The sequence below is a fragment of the Haloarchaeobius amylolyticus genome (genome assembly GCF_026616195.1).
In the GTDB taxonomy this organism is placed as follows: domain Archaea; phylum Halobacteriota; class Halobacteria; order Halobacteriales; family Natrialbaceae; genus Haloarchaeobius; species Haloarchaeobius amylolyticus.
Map to the genome: position 1 here is coordinate 808215 of NZ_JANHDH010000002.1, position 15194 is coordinate 823408.

Below are 15194 nucleotides of genomic sequence, written 5' to 3' on the forward strand. Positions count from 1 at the left end.
CCTATGTAATTAGGTCGTACTGCCTTTGTGGTTCTACGGCGTATCGAGACACCAATGGCTACAGAGTTGTCCGCGGACTCCGAGTCGGACACACGGCGGTCGGACGCCACCGTCCTCGTCGTCGACGACGACCAGGACCTGGCGGACACGTGTCGATACTGGCTGGAAGGCGATGGCTACAGCGTCCGGACCGCCTACAGCGGGGAGGACGCACTGGAGGCCATGGACGAGGAGGTCGACCTCGTCCTGCTCGACCGGCGTATGCCCCGCCTCTCCGGCGACGAGACGCTGGACGAGATCCGCGACCGCGGGTACGAGTGTCCGGTCGCGATGATGACCGCGGTGGCTCCCGACACCGACATCGTCGACATGCCGTTCGACGAGTACCTCGTCAAGCCGGTGGCCGAGGCCGACGTGCTCGACGCCGTCGAGGAGTTGCTCGCCCGGAGCGACTTCTCCGAGGACGTCCGCGAGTACTTCGCGCTGGAGGCGACCGCGGAGGCGCTCTCCTCGCGCGACGAGGAGAACCTGCGCGACGCCGGCGTCCTCGGCGACCTCCGCGAGGAGCTCTCGGAGGCCTACGAGGACCACGAGGAGGAGATCGAACGGCGCGAGGAGCAACTCGACCGGCTCGTCCACGTCAACCACGTCATCCGGAGCATCGACCGCACCCTGGTCGAGGCGTCGACCCGCGAGACCATCGAGACGGAGGTCTGCGAGGCGCTCGTGGAGACGAGCACCTACCGCGGTGCCTGGGTCGCGGAGTACAACGACCACAGCCGGGGCATCCAGACCCGCGTCACCGCCGGCTCCATCGTGGAGGACGTCGACGCCCAGCATGACGGCCAGCTCCAGGAGTGCGTGGCCGAGGCGGTCGAATCCGGGCAGGTGCAGGTCGTCTCCAGCATCTCCGCGGAGCACGCCGCGGCCGCCTTCGGCGACGGCGTCACCGCCGAGAACACCGCGGCCGTCGTCGTCCCCCTGACCTACCGCGAGAAGTCCTACGGCGCGTTGCTGGTCTACACCGTCGAGTCCCACGTCTTCACCGACCACGAGCTCTCCGTGTTCGTCGACCTGGGCGACCACATCGGTAACGGCATCAACGCGGTCGAACAGCGCAAGCTCCTGCTCGCCGACACCATCGCGGAACTGGAGTTCCGCCACACCGACACCGACGACCCCTTCGTCGCGCTCTCGCGGGACACCGGCGCCACCATCACGCTCCGCGGGGTCGCCTCGACGGACGAGTCCGGCCTGACCTGCTTCGTCGACGTGCGCGACGGCGACGCCCAGCAGCTCCTCGAACGCGCGGCCGAACACCCGGCCGTCGACCACGTCCGGCTGGTCACCGAGGGCGAGGAGTCGCTGTTCGAACTCTCGGTGACGAGCGCGGCCATCGAGACGCTCTCGGGCGTCGGCGCGACCGTGAACACCTTCCGGGTCGAGGACGGCCAGGGCCGTATCGTGGCCGAGGTCGCCCCCGACGCCGACCTGAAGGCCATCGTCGGCGCGGTCCAGTCCGCCTTCGCGGACGTCTCCGTGCTCTCCAAGCGCGAGGTCGAACGCTCCGTCCAGTCCACCGAGGCGTTCAAGCAGGGGCTCTCGGACAAACTGACCGAGCGCCAGCAGACCGCCCTCGAGACGGCCTACGCCGCGGGCTACTACGAGTGGCCCCGCGACAGCACGGCCGAGGAGGTCGCCGAGGCGATGGACATCGCCGCCCCGACCCTCCACGAGCACCTCCGCGCCGGCGAGCGCAAACTGCTTGACGCCTTCGTCGACGAGACGAACAACGACAACGGCGCCTGACCGCGCCCGCCCCCGACCCACGCCGGGACGACCGTTCCTGACACGATTCGATGGCCAGCCGGCAGCGTCTGGCGTGCCCCAACCCACGGAGTTATGTCATCTTCGTGCGAAGCGATACCACATGACGTTCTCGCGTCACGGAGCAGGGCTTCGAGCAGATGCGCAGGCGCTCGCCTCGCAGGTACATCCCGTGTTCATGCTCCCACCCATCGCCGCGTCGTGGTTCGGGAGCATCCTCGCCGGCGAGTTCGACCCGCTCCTCGGACTCCTCCACATGACGGCCATCTTCCTCGCGGTCTACACCGCCCACGTCAAGGACGGCTACGTCGACTTCCACGTCCGGGGCGAGGACGACGACCATCCCCTGACGGTCCGGGGCTGTCGCCTCGCGCTTCTCGGCGCGAGTCTGGCCTTCTTCGGGCTGCTGGGGGCACTCTGGGTGCTGGTCGACCCCTGGGCCGCCCTGCTGACGCTCCCCGGCTGGCTCATCGGCTACCACCACGCGCCACAGCTCGACACCAACCCGGTGACGACCACGACGGGCTACCCCCTCGGCATCGCGCTGGCCATCCTCGGCGGGTTCTACGTCCAGACCGGGACGCTCACCACGGTCGCGCTCGCCTTCGCCGCGGTCTTCCTCGTCCTCCTCTCGGGCGTCAAGGTCGTCGACGACGCGCAGGACTACGAGTACGACCGGTCCATCGAGAAGCACACCGTCGCCGTCCTGCTCGGCCGCGAGGGCGCCCGCCGCGCCGCCTTCAGCATCATGGGCGTCGGCCTCCTTGGCGTCCTCGGGTTCGCTGCCCTCGGCGTCTTCCCGCCGTCGGCCGCCCTCGCCGTCGTGGTGTTCGTCCCCGTCGCGTTCTTCGCCTACCGCGGTACCGAGGAACTGGCGACGATGCTGCTCGTGCGTGGCTGCTACGTCTTCCTGGCGGCGCTGCTCGTGGCGGTGTACTTCCAGCCGCTGACGTAGGTGCGGTGCCGGGCCGTGCGTCACCGCCGATGTCTCGGCGTCCGGTCCCTCCCCCGTCGCCGCCAGGGGGCCCGCCGGCCGAACATGGCACCGACCATCCCGAAGAACGCGGGGTAGGCGATGGCGGCGAGGGCGATGGCGAACCAGGGGTCCGGGCCGACCTCCTCGGTCGCGATGGACTCCAGCCCGGGGATACCGGAAGGAGCCTGCAGGGTCGAGACGAGCATGAACACCACCGCGACGAAGAAGTAGCCGACGAACACCGCGAGGCCGGCCCGGAGCCACGAGGTGTTCTTCGGGCGGCGCTTGGCCGTGACGTAGCCCGCGACGACGAGCAACGCGGGCGGCAGCAGGTAGAGCCCGAGGAGTCGTTCGTTGCTCGCGGCGAGGAGCGCCAGCGTGCTGCCACTCTCGGCGAAGGCCTCGCCGGGCCCGAAGGAGGCACCCCTCGTCGGTGCGAGATGGGCGTTGTAGTACACCCACGACGAGACGCGCCAGCGGCCGAGTTCGGCGACCGCCAGCGCCGCCTCGCCGTAGTAGCGCATCCGGACGAGGAAGTGGACGAGGCCGAGCCCCGCGAGGAACGCGAGCGCGCCGATGGCCGACCCCTTCACCCAGAGGAAGAGGGTCGCGACGCTGTCGACCTCGGTGTCGCGCTTCAGTTCGCGGTAGTCGTGCCCCTCCACCATCGGTTCTCGCCTGTCACTATCCGTACCTGAGTATTCAACCTGTCGGGGCGGGGTTGCGAGAGGCTTCGGACCCGAGGAGTTACCCCGGGCCGGGCCGTCGGTCGGGCCGATGCTGCTCTCGCTGGAGAACGAGGTCGACCCCGACGCCCGCTACCTCGGCGACGCCCTGCGCTCGCTCCTCGGCGAGCACGCCACCTACGACTACGTCCGCGAGGGCGGTCGCCCCGCCCTCGACCGGTTCGACGACCTCGACGGCGTGGTGGTCGGGGGAAGCACCGCCGGGGTGTACGAGGCCGACGACCACCCGTGGATGGCCGAGGAGGCCGCGTTCGTCCGGGAGCTGGTCGACCGCGAGATACCCGTTCTCGGGGTCTGCTTCGGCCACCAGCTCGTGAACGAGGCACTGGGTGGCCGGGTCGAACACCACGGTCTCGCCCACCGGCTCGTCACGGCCGACCTGGCCGACGACCCGCTGTTCGATGGCGTCAACCGGACGATTCCGGCGGTCCACGGCGACCGGGTGGTCGACCCGGGCGACGGGATGGCCCCAATCGCCGCCACCGACGACTACCGGTACTTCGCGACGCGGCACCGGGACGCCCCGGTGTGGACGGTCCAGTACCATCCGGAGTTCCAGCACGACCTGCTCGCGCGGATCCGCGAGGACTTCGGCTGGACCGACACCGACCGCTCGTGGGCCGACGTGACGACGGCGCGGACGCTCCGGAACTTCGAGCGACTGGCGGCCGCGCACTCGCGGTGAGGGCCGCACACTCGCGGTGAGAGCCGCGAGCCCGTCGCGTCAGGACTCTTCTGCGGCCGCCTGACACCGGTCTATCCACTGCTGCTGGTACGCCTCCGGGCTGACCAGTCGCCCGTGGAGGTCCGCGACCCGGGTGACGTCGGCGTCGCGGCACCAGTCGACGCAGCGCCGGTAGAGGTCCCGCGGGTGGTCGTCGCGGTCGTGGACGACCGTCAACTCGTCCGCGCCGGCCAGCGAGGCGACGAACGCCCGGGTGTGCCCGTCGATGAGGGTCCACTCCCCCTCGAGGTCGATGACCGGCAGGGGGTCGTACTCGGGGTCGTCGGGGTCGCACCACGAGAGCACCCCGTCGAGCTTCGCCTGGCTCAGGTAGAGCTGGCTCGGCTGTGGCTCGGCGATGGGGAGGGTGAAGGGCTCGGGCATCTACTTCGCGGTCGAGACGATCTTGACCACGTCGCCCTCTTCCAGCTCGTAGCTGTCGGAGATGTCCCGGTTGGACTTCGCGTCGACCGCGTGGAGGTAGCCGTCGCCGATGTCGGAGTGGACCGCGTAGGCGAGGTCGACCGGGGTCGACCCGTCGGGCAGGAGGAACGCGTCGGGGAGGACGTTGCCCTTCGCGTCGGTCCACTTGTTCGCGTCCTGCACCGGGAACGCGGTGATGTGCGTCAGCAGGTCGTAGACGGCGTAGTTCAGCGCCGACTGCACGCCGGTCCCGCCCCAGCGGTCGAGCGTCTCCTGTAGCCCCGAGAGCGCGTCGCGCTGGGCGTCGGAGATGTCGCCGACGATCTCGAACGTCTCGTCGCCGGGGTCGTAGTCGATGACGCCCGCCTCGGCCCCCTTGCGCAGGGCGAGTTCGCCCTCGGCCGTCGTGGGGATGACCGGCTTGTCGAGGTCGAGCAGGCGCTCTACGTTCTCCTCGGACGCCACGTCGGCCTTGTTCGCGGCGACGATGATGGGCTTCGTCCGGGCCCGGATGTCGCGGGCCAGCGCCTCCCGGTCGTCGTCGTCCCACTGGATGGGGTCGGCCGGGTAGTCGAGGTCGCGCAACACGGCCTGCACGTCGGCGGGGCTGGCCCCGAACCCGGTGAGCATGTCCGCGAGCGCGTCGTCGAGGTCGAAGTCGGGCGAGCGGGACTTGCGCTCGACCGACTCCCAGTTCCGGGTCACGATGCCGGTGAGCCACATGTCCATCTCCTCCTCGATGAAGTCGATGTCCTCCAGCGGGTCGTGGCTCCCCGGCTCGACCGGTTCGCCCTCGGCGTTGGTCGCGCCCGAGGCGTCGACGACGTTGATGATGACGTCGGCGTTCGTCAGCGCGTCGAGGAACTGGTTGCCGAGGCCCTTCCCCTCGTGGGCGCCGGGGACTAGCCCGGCGACGTCGAGGAGTTCGACGGGGACGTAGCGCTTCCCGTCGTGACAGTTGTCGTCGCCACAGCGCTCCTCTCGGTCCAGGCACGGACAGTCGGTCCGGACGTGGGTCACCCCCCGGTTCGGGTCGATGGTGGTGAAGGGGTAGTTCGCGATGTCCACGTCCGCCAGCGTCGCCGCCTTGTAGAAGGTAGACTTGCCCGCGTTCGGTTTCCCGGCGAGCGCGATGGAAAGCATGTTCTCCTGTAGCGTGGCTGGGGGAAATTGCCTTTCGGTCGCGCCGTGCCACCGTGGCTCTGTCTAACAGGAACCACGTGAGGGCGCCGCGATGAGGCTTCGATTCGAAACTACTTAACCCGGTTCCATTGGAGAAGCAACACGATGCGACGACGAACCCTCCTCTCCGGTGCCGCGACGGGAATCGCCCTCCTCTCTGCCGGTTGTACCACGAGCGTCAGCGTCGACGACCCCGGTGCGTCCGGCACAGACGACGAGACGACAGACCCGGCCACCGACACCATGGCGCCGACCACGCAGTACGCCCCGAACATGGACTTCCGTATCGTCCGGTCGGACGCCGAGACGGTCAAACTCGTCCACATGGAAGGCAAACAGGTCGAGGACGACGTGACCGAGAAGGTCACCGTCACCGTCGACGGCGAACCGGTACCGGTCCTCGACGAGTCCGGGACCGAACACGAGTACCTGGTCGCGGACGACTCGGCCCTCGGCGAGAACGAGTCCGCCGCGACGACCTACCCCGTCTCGACCGGCAACCGCATCTTCGTCGAGGCGTCGGCAGGCTCGCAGGTCGCCGTCGTCTGGTACGGTGAGGACGGCCGGACGGCGGTCCTCGAAGAGGAGACGGTCGACTGAGGCCCCTCCCGAACCCGGCCGCGTCACACTCGACCGCCTCCCCCGCTTCTCTCGCAGTTCCTGCTTTCGCTGACATTCTCGCGTGTACTTCCGTCCCCATTCCCCACATCATGTCATGAGAATAGATATCAAGAACCGGGAGACAGCGGCCCACTGGGCTTTCGATTCGTAACTCGTTAAACCGGTCGCTCGATAGCACCTCCTGGTATGAACCGCCGCAACTTCCTCGCTGCTGCCGCGACAGGACTCGGAACGCTCGCCGCCGGCTGCCTCGGTGGGCAAGAGACCGAAGGCTCTCCGAACACGGGCGAGACGGACAGCACCGACACGACCACGGAGACCGACACGACGACCACGGACTCGGCCGACCCGACGTTCGTCGTCGAACGAACCACCGGCGACCAGGTGAAGGTCGTCCACATGGGCGGTGCCACCGTGACCGACGAGGGCACGACCAGTGTGGCCGTGACGGTCGACGGCCAGCGCGTCGCGGTCGCCGACGATGCCGGCACGGAACACGCCTACTTCGCGGCCGACGACAGCGCCCTCGGCGAGGACCAGACCGCCGCGACGCCCTACCCGATATCCATCGGGAACCGCGTCTTCGTCACCGCGCCCGCCGGGGCGACCGTGCGGGTCGTCGTGACGGACTCGGCGGGCGAGACCACCGTCGTCGCCGAGAAGACGTTCGAGGGGTCGGCGGAGGGCACCGGTACGGATACCGCGACCGCGACGACCACGGGGACCGCCTCGGAGACGGAGACCGCGACGGGGACCGGGACCACCTCGGGCACCCAGACGACGCAGAACTGAGGCTGTCGGCTGCCGAGCGACGACGCTCTCCTCTTTCTCGATATCGAGTGCCACCGGCAAGAACGGCGTGGCTCGGCTCGTTGCGACCGGGAAGAAGCAGGACGACTACTCGATGTCGCGGTTCGCGATGCCGGCCATCGTGATGTCGCCCCGGGCGCGCATGGTCCCGTCGACCTCGGCGCCCTTCGAGAGCTGGAGGTCCGAACAGGAGACGTCACCGAGGACGAGCGCTCCCGGTGCGATGCGGACCTCGCCCGAGCGCGTGGTCACGTCGCCGTGGACGCGGGTGCCCTCGCCGATGAGGATGTCCTCCTTGGCGCGCAGGCTCCCGAAGATGTTGCAGTCCTCGCCGACCTCGATGGACTCGGCGCGGAAGTTTCCGTGCAGGCGGCACTCGTCGCCGATGCTCGCGGGCGTCGAGACGCGCCAGGCGTCGTCGCTCACGGTGGCGTTCCGTGGCACGACGAGCGGGTCCTCGTCCGGGTCCTCCTCGTCGGTCATCTCGTTGACCAGCTGTTTGGCCGCCTCCTCCTCGCCCATGAGCATGAGCTGTTTGAGGTAGACGAACAGGAAGACGATGGTCGGCATCGGGTTGCGGATGACGATCCAGCCGTTGGCCTCGAAGCCCTCGGCGATGTCGACCTCGTCGCCGATGTCGAGGTCGCCCGAGACCAGCAGGCGGCCGCCGATGTGGGTTCGCTCGCCGATGAACGCGTCCCGGCCGACCAGGACGTTCCCCGCCACGTCGGACCACATGTCGAGTCGACAGTCGGCTTCGGCCTCCACACCGCCGTCGATGCGGATGCCCTCGCCACCGAGGACGTTCCGTCCCCGGACGCCGAACTCGACCGTCGAGCGTCCACCGATGAGGACGTCGCCGTCGGTCACGAGGTCGTGTTCCTCGACCGTCGTACCCGATGGGATGGAGAGTTCGTCGAGTGGGTCCGTATGCAGCGACACACCCCCACATGGTCTCCAGGCCGTATTAAACCCCTCGTCGGCGTCTGACGGGCGTCAGACGCCTGTCTGCGGGGCGGTAGCGAACACCAGTCGACCGGCGGTTCGAGCGGTCTCATCAGGGTTTTATTCGTGAGTCCCATCTGCCAAGCCATGACCACGCTTTCGTTCGACGAGGAAGGTTGCGACGTCGTCTACGAGGGGACCGAGTTCCGTCTCGAGAAGGAGCTCATCGAGGAGGCGACCGGGAAGAACTACTACGACGTGACCGACCACGAGGTGCTGCAGATCGTCGAGAAGGACCCGGCCCTCGGCGGCGAGCCGCGACGCATCGGCGACATCCTCGCCTGACCCACCCTGTTCGTCGACGACTCCACTGTTCCTGTTAGCCAGTTTCGACGTTCGTGGGTGGCGTTCCCGGCGGTCCCCGTCCCAGACAGGCGACGGGTTTAGGCTGCCCGAATCCCTAGCAACGAACCAGATGCGTAAACAGGAGCTGCTGCACCTCCATCAGTTGCTCAGCCAGATACGTTCGGTCGTCGAGACAGACGAACCCGTCCCGCCCGGGGCGTTCACCCCCTACGACGAGTTCGGGGTCGGCCCGTACTCGTTCAACCGGCAGAAGGCGGACCACGAAGAGGCCATCTACCGGCTCATGGCCGGCATCGTCGCGACCATCGAGGCGAGCGAAGCCGAGACGGCGGAACCGGTCGACGAGATGACGCCGTAGCACCCGCCGGGGACGTTCTCCACGCCGACAGCCGGACGGTACAGCCAGCGGCATCGCCGGCCCGCGACCAGTCACTCGTCGCGTTCGCGGCGTTCGCTCGCGGTCTGGAAGCCGAACTCGTCCATCTCGCGTCCCCGCCGCTCCTCCAGGGCGGCGACGGCCTCCGGGTCGGGGCTGGCGTCGTCGGTCACCCGCGCCCACGAGTTGTGGACCTTGGCGTGACACCAGCGACAGAGGTAGACGGTAATCTCGTGACTCGTCTCGCGGTCCTCGCTGGCGTAGGAGAGGTGATGTTCTTCGAGAAGCGGCCGGGCCGACTCCTCGTGGGCCATGCGCTTCTCCGCGAGGCCACAGCGCGCGCACTCGCGGTCGGTCGCGGTCGCCCGGAAGTGCGGGCAGTCCGCCCACGTCCAGTCCGCGTCGGTGTCGTCGCTGACGACCGGGCAGGCGAAGTCCTCCTCGCGGCGGGCCACCGCGAACTCGCGGTCGTGCTGCGGGTACTCGAACGCGTACCGGCAGGTGCCCTCGCCGGTCAGGTGGTCGCACAGCTCGGCGTGGTCGTAGGGGTCGTCGACCCCGACCGAGGTCCCCGTCGGCGTCTTCTTCATCTGCCGTGGTGGTTGGGCCGTCGATGGTTTGGCTCTGTTGGACGGGTGGGGCGGCCGCCGCGGCCACGGTATCACCCCGGATTCCCGTTACGAACGGATATATCAAGCCCATATTCATAACGGCATTTGGAAATAAGAAAATCTAAGTAGTAGCTTCAGATAATTCGCGCGGTATACGAAGTGCGTCACCATGGAACAAAACTCGCTCCAGCAGACCAGGGAAACGTTCGCCGAAGAACTCGAGGGACTCATCCGCGAGGCCGAAGACGCGGGCGTCTCGCTCGAAGGTGGATACACGTTCCGCGGCGCGCCCGACGAGCAGGACCTCGAGGTACAGATCGTCCGCATCGCGAACGAGCAACCGGCCGACGGTGATTGACCGACGACACCGGCAGTAGAACCAAATACGTCCGCGCTGTTGGGGCGAACGTCGGGGCGAGAGGGCGGGTTACTTCACGTCTGCGTCGACCGGCCACTAAGGGGCGTCCCAGACGGCCCGAGACCGAGGAAGTACGACACTCGGTGGCCGACTCGTCGCAGACAGCGCCCGACAGTCCGAGTGTGAGGACTTCCTCGGCCCGCGCGGCGGCCGTCCCTCGGACGCCCCGTCGGGGTCTCGTACACCCGCCCTCGGTTTTCCCCGGTTCTCGACCGGCCGACAGCGCTGCCTGTCGGCGGTCACCCGTTCACTCCGAGAGGAACCGACCGAACAGTGGTGACGCTCGCACGCCCCGGTAGGCCTGCCAGAGCCGGTCGCCGCCGGCGGCCGGGTGCGGGAGGCCGAGGCGCATGTTGAGGGCGTCGTGGCGGCGCGCCGGCTCGAACACCGTGGGCCACTCGAAGTCCCAGAGGGCACACGGGTCGGCGGTGCTTCCGACGCGGTCGAGTATCGCGTTCACCGCCCGGCGCGCCGCCTCGTTGGCGCACTCCATGCTCGCGAGGTCGGTCTCGGTGCGGACGAAGTCGGCGGCGAGCACGAGGTTCGGGCAGTCGGTCCGGGCCTCGGGCCGGTACTGCTGGCTCCCGACCGTGTTGATGAGCAGTGGGGAGTCGTTGCGGAGCTCGCCGGCCTCGTCGTCCCACTGGATGGCGGGGTCGAGGGCGGCGTCGAGCAGCACGTCGTCGGGCAGGACCGCCTCCCCCTCGGCTGTCTCGCGGTTGAGGTGGGCCTGCAACTGCGCCCACACCTCGGCGGTGACCTCCTCGCGGGTGCACTCCCGGGCCGGTTTCCCGTACCGGATGCCGGGTTCGTCCCACTCCGAGACGATGACCGAGAGGACGCCCTCGCACTCGTCGTAGGCGTCGAAGTCGTGGGCGGGCCAGAACTGGCGCTGGCTGATGGAGGTGAGCGCCCACGGCGCGTCGTAGTAGACGCTGTGGCCGGCGACTGTCGGCACGTCCCGACGCAGGTAGAACTGGACGCCGTTCATCCAGCCGCGGTCGAGTTCGCGGACGCCCGCGAGCGAGGGAGCCGCCGCCTCCAGTTCCGGTGTCAGCAGGTCGACGACCACGTCGGAGGGCATCGCGAGGACGTACTGGTCGGCCGTGACGAGTCGTTCCTCACCGTCCATCCGCACCCGGACACCGGTCACGCGCTCGCCGTCGGCCTCGATGCCGGTGACGGTCGCGCCGGCGAGGAGCGTCGCGCCGAGGTCGCGCAGGTGGGCGACCCAGGGGTCGACGAACACGTCGTTGGTCGGGCCGTCGAGCAGTCGGTCGGCGTCGAGACTCGGGTCGAGCAGGCCGCGGATCATCTGGAGGTAGATGCGACCGATGGTCCGGGCGCTCGACACCTCCGGTCGCATCGCGACCAGCGACTGGGTGATGCCGTAGCCGAGGAACTTCTGGTAGGCCGGGGACATCTCCTCGGCGCGGATGAACTCCCACCACGAGAGGTACTCGTACTCCTCGTCCCACCGGCGCTCGCAACTCGACAGCAGCGTCACCAGTTTGTTCGCGAAGAACGCCGCCTCGTCGCGGGGCACCTCGGCGCCGAACACCTGCTGGAGCCGGTCGCGCCACGCGGCCGGCGAGTCCGGCACCGACACCTGGAGCTCGTGGGATTCGCCGGTCGCCACCGCCTGCAGCATCGTGTCCGTGGTGACGAGGTGGTCGTGGACCGTCCCGTCACCCTCCGGGATGCGCCGCATCGTGTCCGTGAGGTGCGTGTAGAAGCCGGGGAAGAACCGGAAGCCGTGCTCGGCCGGGAGCGCCGCGTCGCCGTCGTTCGGCCCGGGGAAGCTCCGGGCCTTGCCCCCGAAGCGGTCGTGGTGTTCGTACACCGTCACGTCGAAGCCGCGGGTCGCCAGTTCGTGGGCGGCACTCAACCCGCCGATACCCCCGCCGAGGATAGCGATCTCGTGTGTCATGTCGGTCGTCGTGGGGTGGAGGACCCCGTCGCTTGTCTGGGGTTAGGAAGGGGGCGACAAGTACCTTGCCCGGGATAGCTCTGGGGAGCCGTGGCGGTGGCCGAGGGACACAGAGGAGAAGGGCTTTCACGGTCCGGTACGTCGATTGCAGCATGACAGACGAGGCCGACCTCAGGGACCGTCTCGGCCAGTTCCTCGCGCGGAACTTCCCCCAGATAGAGCTCCACGGGGGGAGCTACGACATCGCCCACCTCGACGCCGACGAGGGCACCGTCACCGTGTTGCTCACCGGCGCGTGCGAGGGCTGTGGCATCTCGGAGCTGACCATCGGTGCAGTCCGGGGCCGACTGCTCAGCGAGTTCCCCGAACTCACCGAGGTCCACGTCGAGACGGGTCTCGGTGCGGACGCCGGGCCGATGCAGGACGACTTCTCGGACGTCCCCTTCTGACACAATCCCTATACCCCGTGGCGTCGAACCCCCGGTGTGCGACTGGTTCACAGCACCGGCGAGACGACGCGTGTCCTCGCGACCGAGGTCGACACCGCGGACTCGACGCTCACCCGGGCGAAGGGCCTGATGTTCCGACGGGCCATCCCCGAGGACTACGCGCTCGTCTTCCGGTTCGACGAGGCGAGGTCACGCGACGTGCACATGCTGTTCGTCCCGTTCCCCATCGACGTGCTCTGGCTCGTGGGGAACGAGGTCGTCCAGAAGAAGCGCCTTCGCCCCTGGCTCGGGCTGGGGCGGGGCACGGCCGACACGCTGGTCGAGTTGCCCGCGGGCGCCGCCGAGGCCGTCTCCGAGGGCGACATCGTGCGACTGGAGTCCTGACCGGCTGGTCCCGACAGGGGTCTGCCGCGGCGGCCATTACATAGCAGGTAGTCGAGTATTGGATGCAGGCACGGTAATCTCCAGTGGCGACTCCCCTATGTCGCCGGGCGGAGTCTCCCCCCTCTCACTCCGTCCCTATCGAACCCACCCACCAGAGCCGGCGCCTGCGGCGACACCGGACCCGGCAGGCGACAATATTTGCAAGTACGACAGGTCGACCTGTCGAACTGACCCGCTTAATCCCGTCGCCCCCCATTGACCGACTGGACTAATGACCGGTGAACGTTTTATTCGGGGGTTCCCCCGAACACACACAGCTGTCCAAATCTAACGTGCGATTCCTGGACACCACGCTCCGCGACGGCGAACAGGCCCCGGGCGTCTCGATGACCCCGGACGAGAAAGTGGAGGTAGCGAACGCGCTGGATTCGGCAGGCGTCTCGTTCATCGAGGCGGGGAGCGCCTGCACCGGCGAGGGCGAACGCGAGACCATCTCGGAGGTCACCGCCCAGCGCCTCGACGCGACGGTGACGAGCTTCGCCCGCGGCATCCAGCGGGACATCGACCACGCGCTCGACTGCGACGTCGACGGGGTGAACCTCGTCGTCCCGGCCAGCGACCGCCACGTCGAGACGAAGGTCGGCTCCTCCCACGAGGAGGTCCTCGACCGGACCGCCGACCTCGTCGCCTACGCCAAAGACCACGGCCTCTGGGTGGAGGTCATCGGCGAGGACGGCTCCCGGGCCGACCTCGACTACCTCGACCAGCTCGCACAGGCGTCGTTCGACGCCGGCGCGGACCGGGTCTGCTACGCCGACACCGTCGGCCACGCCGGCCCCGAGCGCACCGCCGAGGTCGTCGGCGTCCTGGCCGAACACGGGCCGACGAGCGCCCACACCCACGACGACCTCGGCCTCGGCGTGACGAACGCCCTGGCCGCCATCAACGCCGGGGCGGACCTCGTCCACGCCACCGTCAACGGCATCGGCGAGCGCGCCGGCAACGTCGCGCTGGAGGAGGTCGCGATGGCGCTCAAGCACGTCTACGACGTGGACACCGTCGATACGACCCAGCTCTACCGGCTCGGCGAGGTCGTCGCCCGGACCACGGGCATGCGGCCCGCCCCGAACAAGGCCGTGACCGGCGAGAACGCCTTCGCCCACGAGTCGGGCATCCACACCGACGGGACGCTCAAGGACGACCGGATGTACGAGCCGTACCCGCCCGAACAGGTGGGTCGCGAGCGCCGCATCGTCCTCGGGAAGCACACCGGGCGTGCAGGCGCACGCGCCGCGCTCTCCGAGCACGACGTCGAGGTCTCCGACGAGGAACTCGGCCGCGTCGTCGAGCGCGTCAAGGAGATGGCGAGCCGCGGCAAGCGCGTCACCGACGCGGACCTGCTCGCGGTCGCCGAGGACGTGACCGACCACGAGCGCGAGCGGCGCGTCGAGTTGCTGGAGGTCACCGCGACCTCCGGGAGTTCGACCCCGAGCGCGAGCGTCCGGCTCGACGTCGACGGCGAGGAGGTCGTCGCGGCTGGCACCGGCTCCGGGCCGGTCGACTCCGCGGTCGAGGCCGTCAAGTCCGCGGTGCGGGACTTCGGCGACGCCCATCTCAAGTCCTACCACGTCGACGCCGTCACCGGCGGCACCGACGCGGTCGTGACCGTCGAGGTGACGATGGCACGCGAGGACCGCGAGGTGACGGTCGCCCACAGCGACGCCGACATCACGCGGGCCAGCGTGAGCGCGATGGTCGACGCCCTCGACCGCTTGCTCACCGAGGCACCGCGAAAGGCGCCCACTGCGGACGACTGAGACGCCACGCGAGAGGACTTGCACGGTTTTTTAACCGAGAACAATCGTATATCCGAACGGGGATGCCTTACGACAGTCCGACGCAATCGCCGGCGCGGGCCCAGTTCGCCGACGAGACCCGCGCGAAGAAGCGGATCGTCGAGCGGACGGATGGGGTGGTCGAACGGCTCCGCGAAGAACTCGGCGACGACCTCAGCCTGGTCGCGTTCTACAACGAGGACGTACTGGAGATACACTTCGTCCACGACACGGTCAGGGAACAGTACCGACAGGAGGACCTCGACGCACTCGCGAGCGACATCTGCCTGGACGCGCGGATGGGGGACCCGTACCAGGAATCGCTCGTCCAGCTCGGGCAACTCAACTTCGTCGTCACCGGGTTCGACGACGGCCTGCTGGCCCGCGTCCCGCTCGGGGAGCAGGTCGGCGTCGCGGTCACGACGAACCTGAACGCGGGCGCCAAGATCGCCACGCTGGTCCCGCGGGTCGTCGACGAGCACGACATCGCCGTCGCGTCGCGGAACTGAGCCGCGGCGCGAGTCGGCACGGTCGCGCCGCGAGACGGCGCGGTCGCTCCTCGTCTTCAGCA

At 68.7% G+C, this 15194-nt stretch carries 18 protein-coding genes; 12 read left to right on the forward strand and 6 right to left on the reverse strand.

Annotated elements, in window-relative coordinates; translation table 11 throughout:
- Positions 1–54: 54 nt before the first annotated feature.
- Positions 55–1809 (forward strand): bacterio-opsin activator domain-containing protein, encoded by a 1755-nt coding sequence (locus NOV86_RS16470; RefSeq protein WP_267642718.1) that lies wholly within the window; start codon positions 55–57, stop codon positions 1807–1809.
- 121 nt (positions 1810–1930) lie between these two features.
- A complete protein-coding gene (locus NOV86_RS16475; RefSeq protein WP_267642719.1) occupies positions 1931–2782 on the forward strand; it encodes a UbiA family prenyltransferase in 852 nt (283 codons plus the stop codon).
- 20 nt (positions 2783–2802) lie between these two features.
- Here NOV86_RS16475 and NOV86_RS16480 read toward each other — a convergent pair whose 3' ends face one another.
- A complete protein-coding gene (locus tag NOV86_RS16480) occupies positions 2803–3471 on the reverse strand; it encodes a DUF7978 family protein (RefSeq protein WP_267642720.1) in 669 nt (222 codons plus the stop codon).
- Between the two features lie 109 nt (positions 3472–3580).
- Here NOV86_RS16480 and NOV86_RS16485 point away from each other — a divergent pair, with 109 nt between their 5' ends.
- Entirely contained in the window at positions 3581–4234 is a 654-nt protein-coding gene (locus tag NOV86_RS16485; RefSeq protein WP_267642721.1) for a type 1 glutamine amidotransferase, read from the forward strand.
- Positions 4235–4273: 39 nt separating this feature from the next.
- Here the strand turns inward: NOV86_RS16485 and NOV86_RS16490 are convergent, their stop codons facing one another.
- The gene (locus NOV86_RS16490) at positions 4274–4657 is read right to left on the reverse strand and encodes a hypothetical protein (RefSeq protein WP_267642723.1); all 384 of its coding nucleotides are present in this window, start codon (positions 4655–4657) and stop codon (positions 4274–4276) included.
- Positions 4658–5839 carry a redox-regulated ATPase YchF gene (locus tag NOV86_RS16495; protein ID WP_267642725.1) on the reverse strand — a complete coding sequence of 394 codons (1182 nt, stop codon included), beginning with the start codon at positions 5837–5839 and terminating at the stop codon, positions 4658–4660. It abuts the gene before it with no gap.
- Between the two features lie 144 nt (positions 5840–5983).
- Here NOV86_RS16495 and NOV86_RS16500 point away from each other — a divergent pair, with 144 nt between their 5' ends.
- Both NOV86_RS16500 and NOV86_RS16505 read left to right on the forward strand, forming a co-directional pair.
- A complete protein-coding gene (locus tag NOV86_RS16500) occupies positions 5984–6478 on the forward strand; it encodes a hypothetical protein (protein ID WP_267642726.1) in 495 nt (164 codons plus the stop codon).
- Between the two features lie 207 nt (positions 6479–6685).
- Positions 6686–7291 carry a hypothetical protein gene (locus NOV86_RS16505; protein WP_267642728.1) on the forward strand — a complete coding sequence of 202 codons (606 nt, stop codon included), beginning with the start codon at positions 6686–6688 and terminating at the stop codon, positions 7289–7291.
- A 105-nt stretch (positions 7292–7396) separates the two neighbouring features.
- Here NOV86_RS16505 and NOV86_RS16510 read toward each other — a convergent pair whose 3' ends face one another.
- The gene (locus NOV86_RS16510; RefSeq protein ID WP_368408779.1) at positions 7397–8251 is read right to left on the reverse strand and encodes a polymer-forming cytoskeletal protein; all 855 of its coding nucleotides are present in this window, start codon (positions 8249–8251) and stop codon (positions 7397–7399) included.
- 150 nt (positions 8252–8401) lie between these two features.
- Here NOV86_RS16510 and NOV86_RS16515 point away from each other — a divergent pair, with 150 nt between their 5' ends.
- Together NOV86_RS16515 and NOV86_RS16520 are read left to right on the forward strand one after the other, a co-directional pair.
- Positions 8402–8599: a DUF5800 family protein gene (locus tag NOV86_RS16515; RefSeq protein WP_267642729.1), complete on the forward strand. Its 198-nt coding sequence runs from the start codon at positions 8402–8404 to the stop codon at positions 8597–8599.
- 130 nt (positions 8600–8729) lie between these two features.
- The gene (locus tag NOV86_RS16520; protein ID WP_267642730.1) at positions 8730–8978 is read left to right on the forward strand and encodes a UPF0058 family protein; all 249 of its coding nucleotides are present in this window, start codon (positions 8730–8732) and stop codon (positions 8976–8978) included.
- A 71-nt stretch (positions 8979–9049) separates the two neighbouring features.
- Here the strand turns inward: NOV86_RS16520 and NOV86_RS16525 are convergent, their stop codons facing one another.
- Entirely contained in the window at positions 9050–9586 is a 537-nt protein-coding gene (locus tag NOV86_RS16525; protein WP_267642731.1) for a DUF7097 family protein, read from the reverse strand.
- Between the two features lie 190 nt (positions 9587–9776).
- On the opposite strand from NOV86_RS16525, the gene NOV86_RS16530 reads away from it, so the two are divergent.
- Positions 9777–9965 (forward strand): hypothetical protein, encoded by a 189-nt coding sequence (locus NOV86_RS16530; RefSeq protein WP_267642732.1) that lies wholly within the window; start codon positions 9777–9779, stop codon positions 9963–9965.
- 307 nt (positions 9966–10272) lie between these two features.
- Here NOV86_RS16530 and NOV86_RS16535 read toward each other — a convergent pair whose 3' ends face one another.
- Positions 10273–11955: a hydroxysqualene dehydroxylase gene (locus tag NOV86_RS16535; RefSeq protein WP_267642733.1), complete on the reverse strand. Its 1683-nt coding sequence runs from the start codon at positions 11953–11955 to the stop codon at positions 10273–10275.
- A gap of 152 nt (positions 11956–12107) precedes the next feature.
- Here NOV86_RS16535 and NOV86_RS16540 point away from each other — a divergent pair, with 152 nt between their 5' ends.
- The 4 genes from NOV86_RS16540 to NOV86_RS16555 all read left to right on the forward strand — a co-directional run bounded on the left by NOV86_RS16540 (position 12108) and on the right by NOV86_RS16555 (position 15132).
- Positions 12108–12404 (forward strand): NifU family protein, encoded by a 297-nt coding sequence (locus tag NOV86_RS16540; protein ID WP_267642735.1) that lies wholly within the window; start codon positions 12108–12110, stop codon positions 12402–12404.
- 36 nt (positions 12405–12440) lie between these two features.
- Positions 12441–12788, forward strand: a complete 348-nt coding sequence (locus NOV86_RS16545; RefSeq protein ID WP_267642736.1) for a DUF192 domain-containing protein — start codon at positions 12441–12443, stop codon at positions 12786–12788.
- A 278-nt stretch (positions 12789–13066) separates the two neighbouring features.
- Positions 13067–14605 carry a 2-isopropylmalate synthase gene (locus NOV86_RS16550; RefSeq protein WP_438266722.1) on the forward strand — a complete coding sequence of 513 codons (1539 nt, stop codon included), beginning with the start codon at positions 13067–13069 and terminating at the stop codon, positions 14603–14605.
- A gap of 62 nt (positions 14606–14667) precedes the next feature.
- The gene (locus NOV86_RS16555; protein WP_267642740.1) at positions 14668–15132 is read left to right on the forward strand and encodes a DUF7522 family protein; all 465 of its coding nucleotides are present in this window, start codon (positions 14668–14670) and stop codon (positions 15130–15132) included.
- Positions 15133–15194: the final 62 nt, after the last annotated feature.

Excerpts from the sequence above, each read along its gene's own strand:
- NOV86_RS16470 (WP_267642718.1), top strand. The coding sequence starts at position 55 with ATGGCTACAGAGTTGTCCGCGGACTCCGAGTCGGACACACGGCGGTCG.
- NOV86_RS16475 (WP_267642719.1), top strand. The coding sequence starts at position 1,931 with ATGACGTTCTCGCGTCACGGAGCAGGGCTTCGAGCAGATGCGCAGGCG.
- NOV86_RS16480 (WP_267642720.1), bottom strand. The coding sequence starts at position 3,471 with ATGGTGGAGGGGCACGACTACCGCGAACTGAAGCGCGACACCGAGGTC.
- NOV86_RS16485 (WP_267642721.1), top strand. The coding sequence starts at position 3,581 with ATGCTGCTCTCGCTGGAGAACGAGGTCGACCCCGACGCCCGCTACCTC.
- NOV86_RS16490 (WP_267642723.1), bottom strand. The coding sequence starts at position 4,657 with ATGCCCGAGCCCTTCACCCTCCCCATCGCCGAGCCACAGCCGAGCCAG.
- NOV86_RS16495 (WP_267642725.1), bottom strand. The coding sequence starts at position 5,839 with ATGCTTTCCATCGCGCTCGCCGGGAAACCGAACGCGGGCAAGTCTACC.
- NOV86_RS16500 (WP_267642726.1), top strand. The coding sequence starts at position 5,984 with ATGCGACGACGAACCCTCCTCTCCGGTGCCGCGACGGGAATCGCCCTC.
- NOV86_RS16505 (WP_267642728.1), top strand. The coding sequence starts at position 6,686 with ATGAACCGCCGCAACTTCCTCGCTGCTGCCGCGACAGGACTCGGAACG.
- NOV86_RS16515 (WP_267642729.1), top strand. The coding sequence starts at position 8,402 with ATGACCACGCTTTCGTTCGACGAGGAAGGTTGCGACGTCGTCTACGAG.
- NOV86_RS16520 (WP_267642730.1), top strand. The coding sequence starts at position 8,730 with ATGCGTAAACAGGAGCTGCTGCACCTCCATCAGTTGCTCAGCCAGATA.
- NOV86_RS16525 (WP_267642731.1), bottom strand. The coding sequence starts at position 9,586 with ATGAAGAAGACGCCGACGGGGACCTCGGTCGGGGTCGACGACCCCTAC.
- NOV86_RS16530 (WP_267642732.1), top strand. The coding sequence starts at position 9,777 with ATGGAACAAAACTCGCTCCAGCAGACCAGGGAAACGTTCGCCGAAGAA.
- NOV86_RS16535 (WP_267642733.1), bottom strand. The coding sequence starts at position 11,955 with ATGACACACGAGATCGCTATCCTCGGCGGGGGTATCGGCGGGTTGAGT.
- NOV86_RS16540 (WP_267642735.1), top strand. The coding sequence starts at position 12,108 with ATGACAGACGAGGCCGACCTCAGGGACCGTCTCGGCCAGTTCCTCGCG.
- NOV86_RS16555 (WP_267642740.1), top strand. The coding sequence starts at position 14,668 with ATGCCTTACGACAGTCCGACGCAATCGCCGGCGCGGGCCCAGTTCGCC.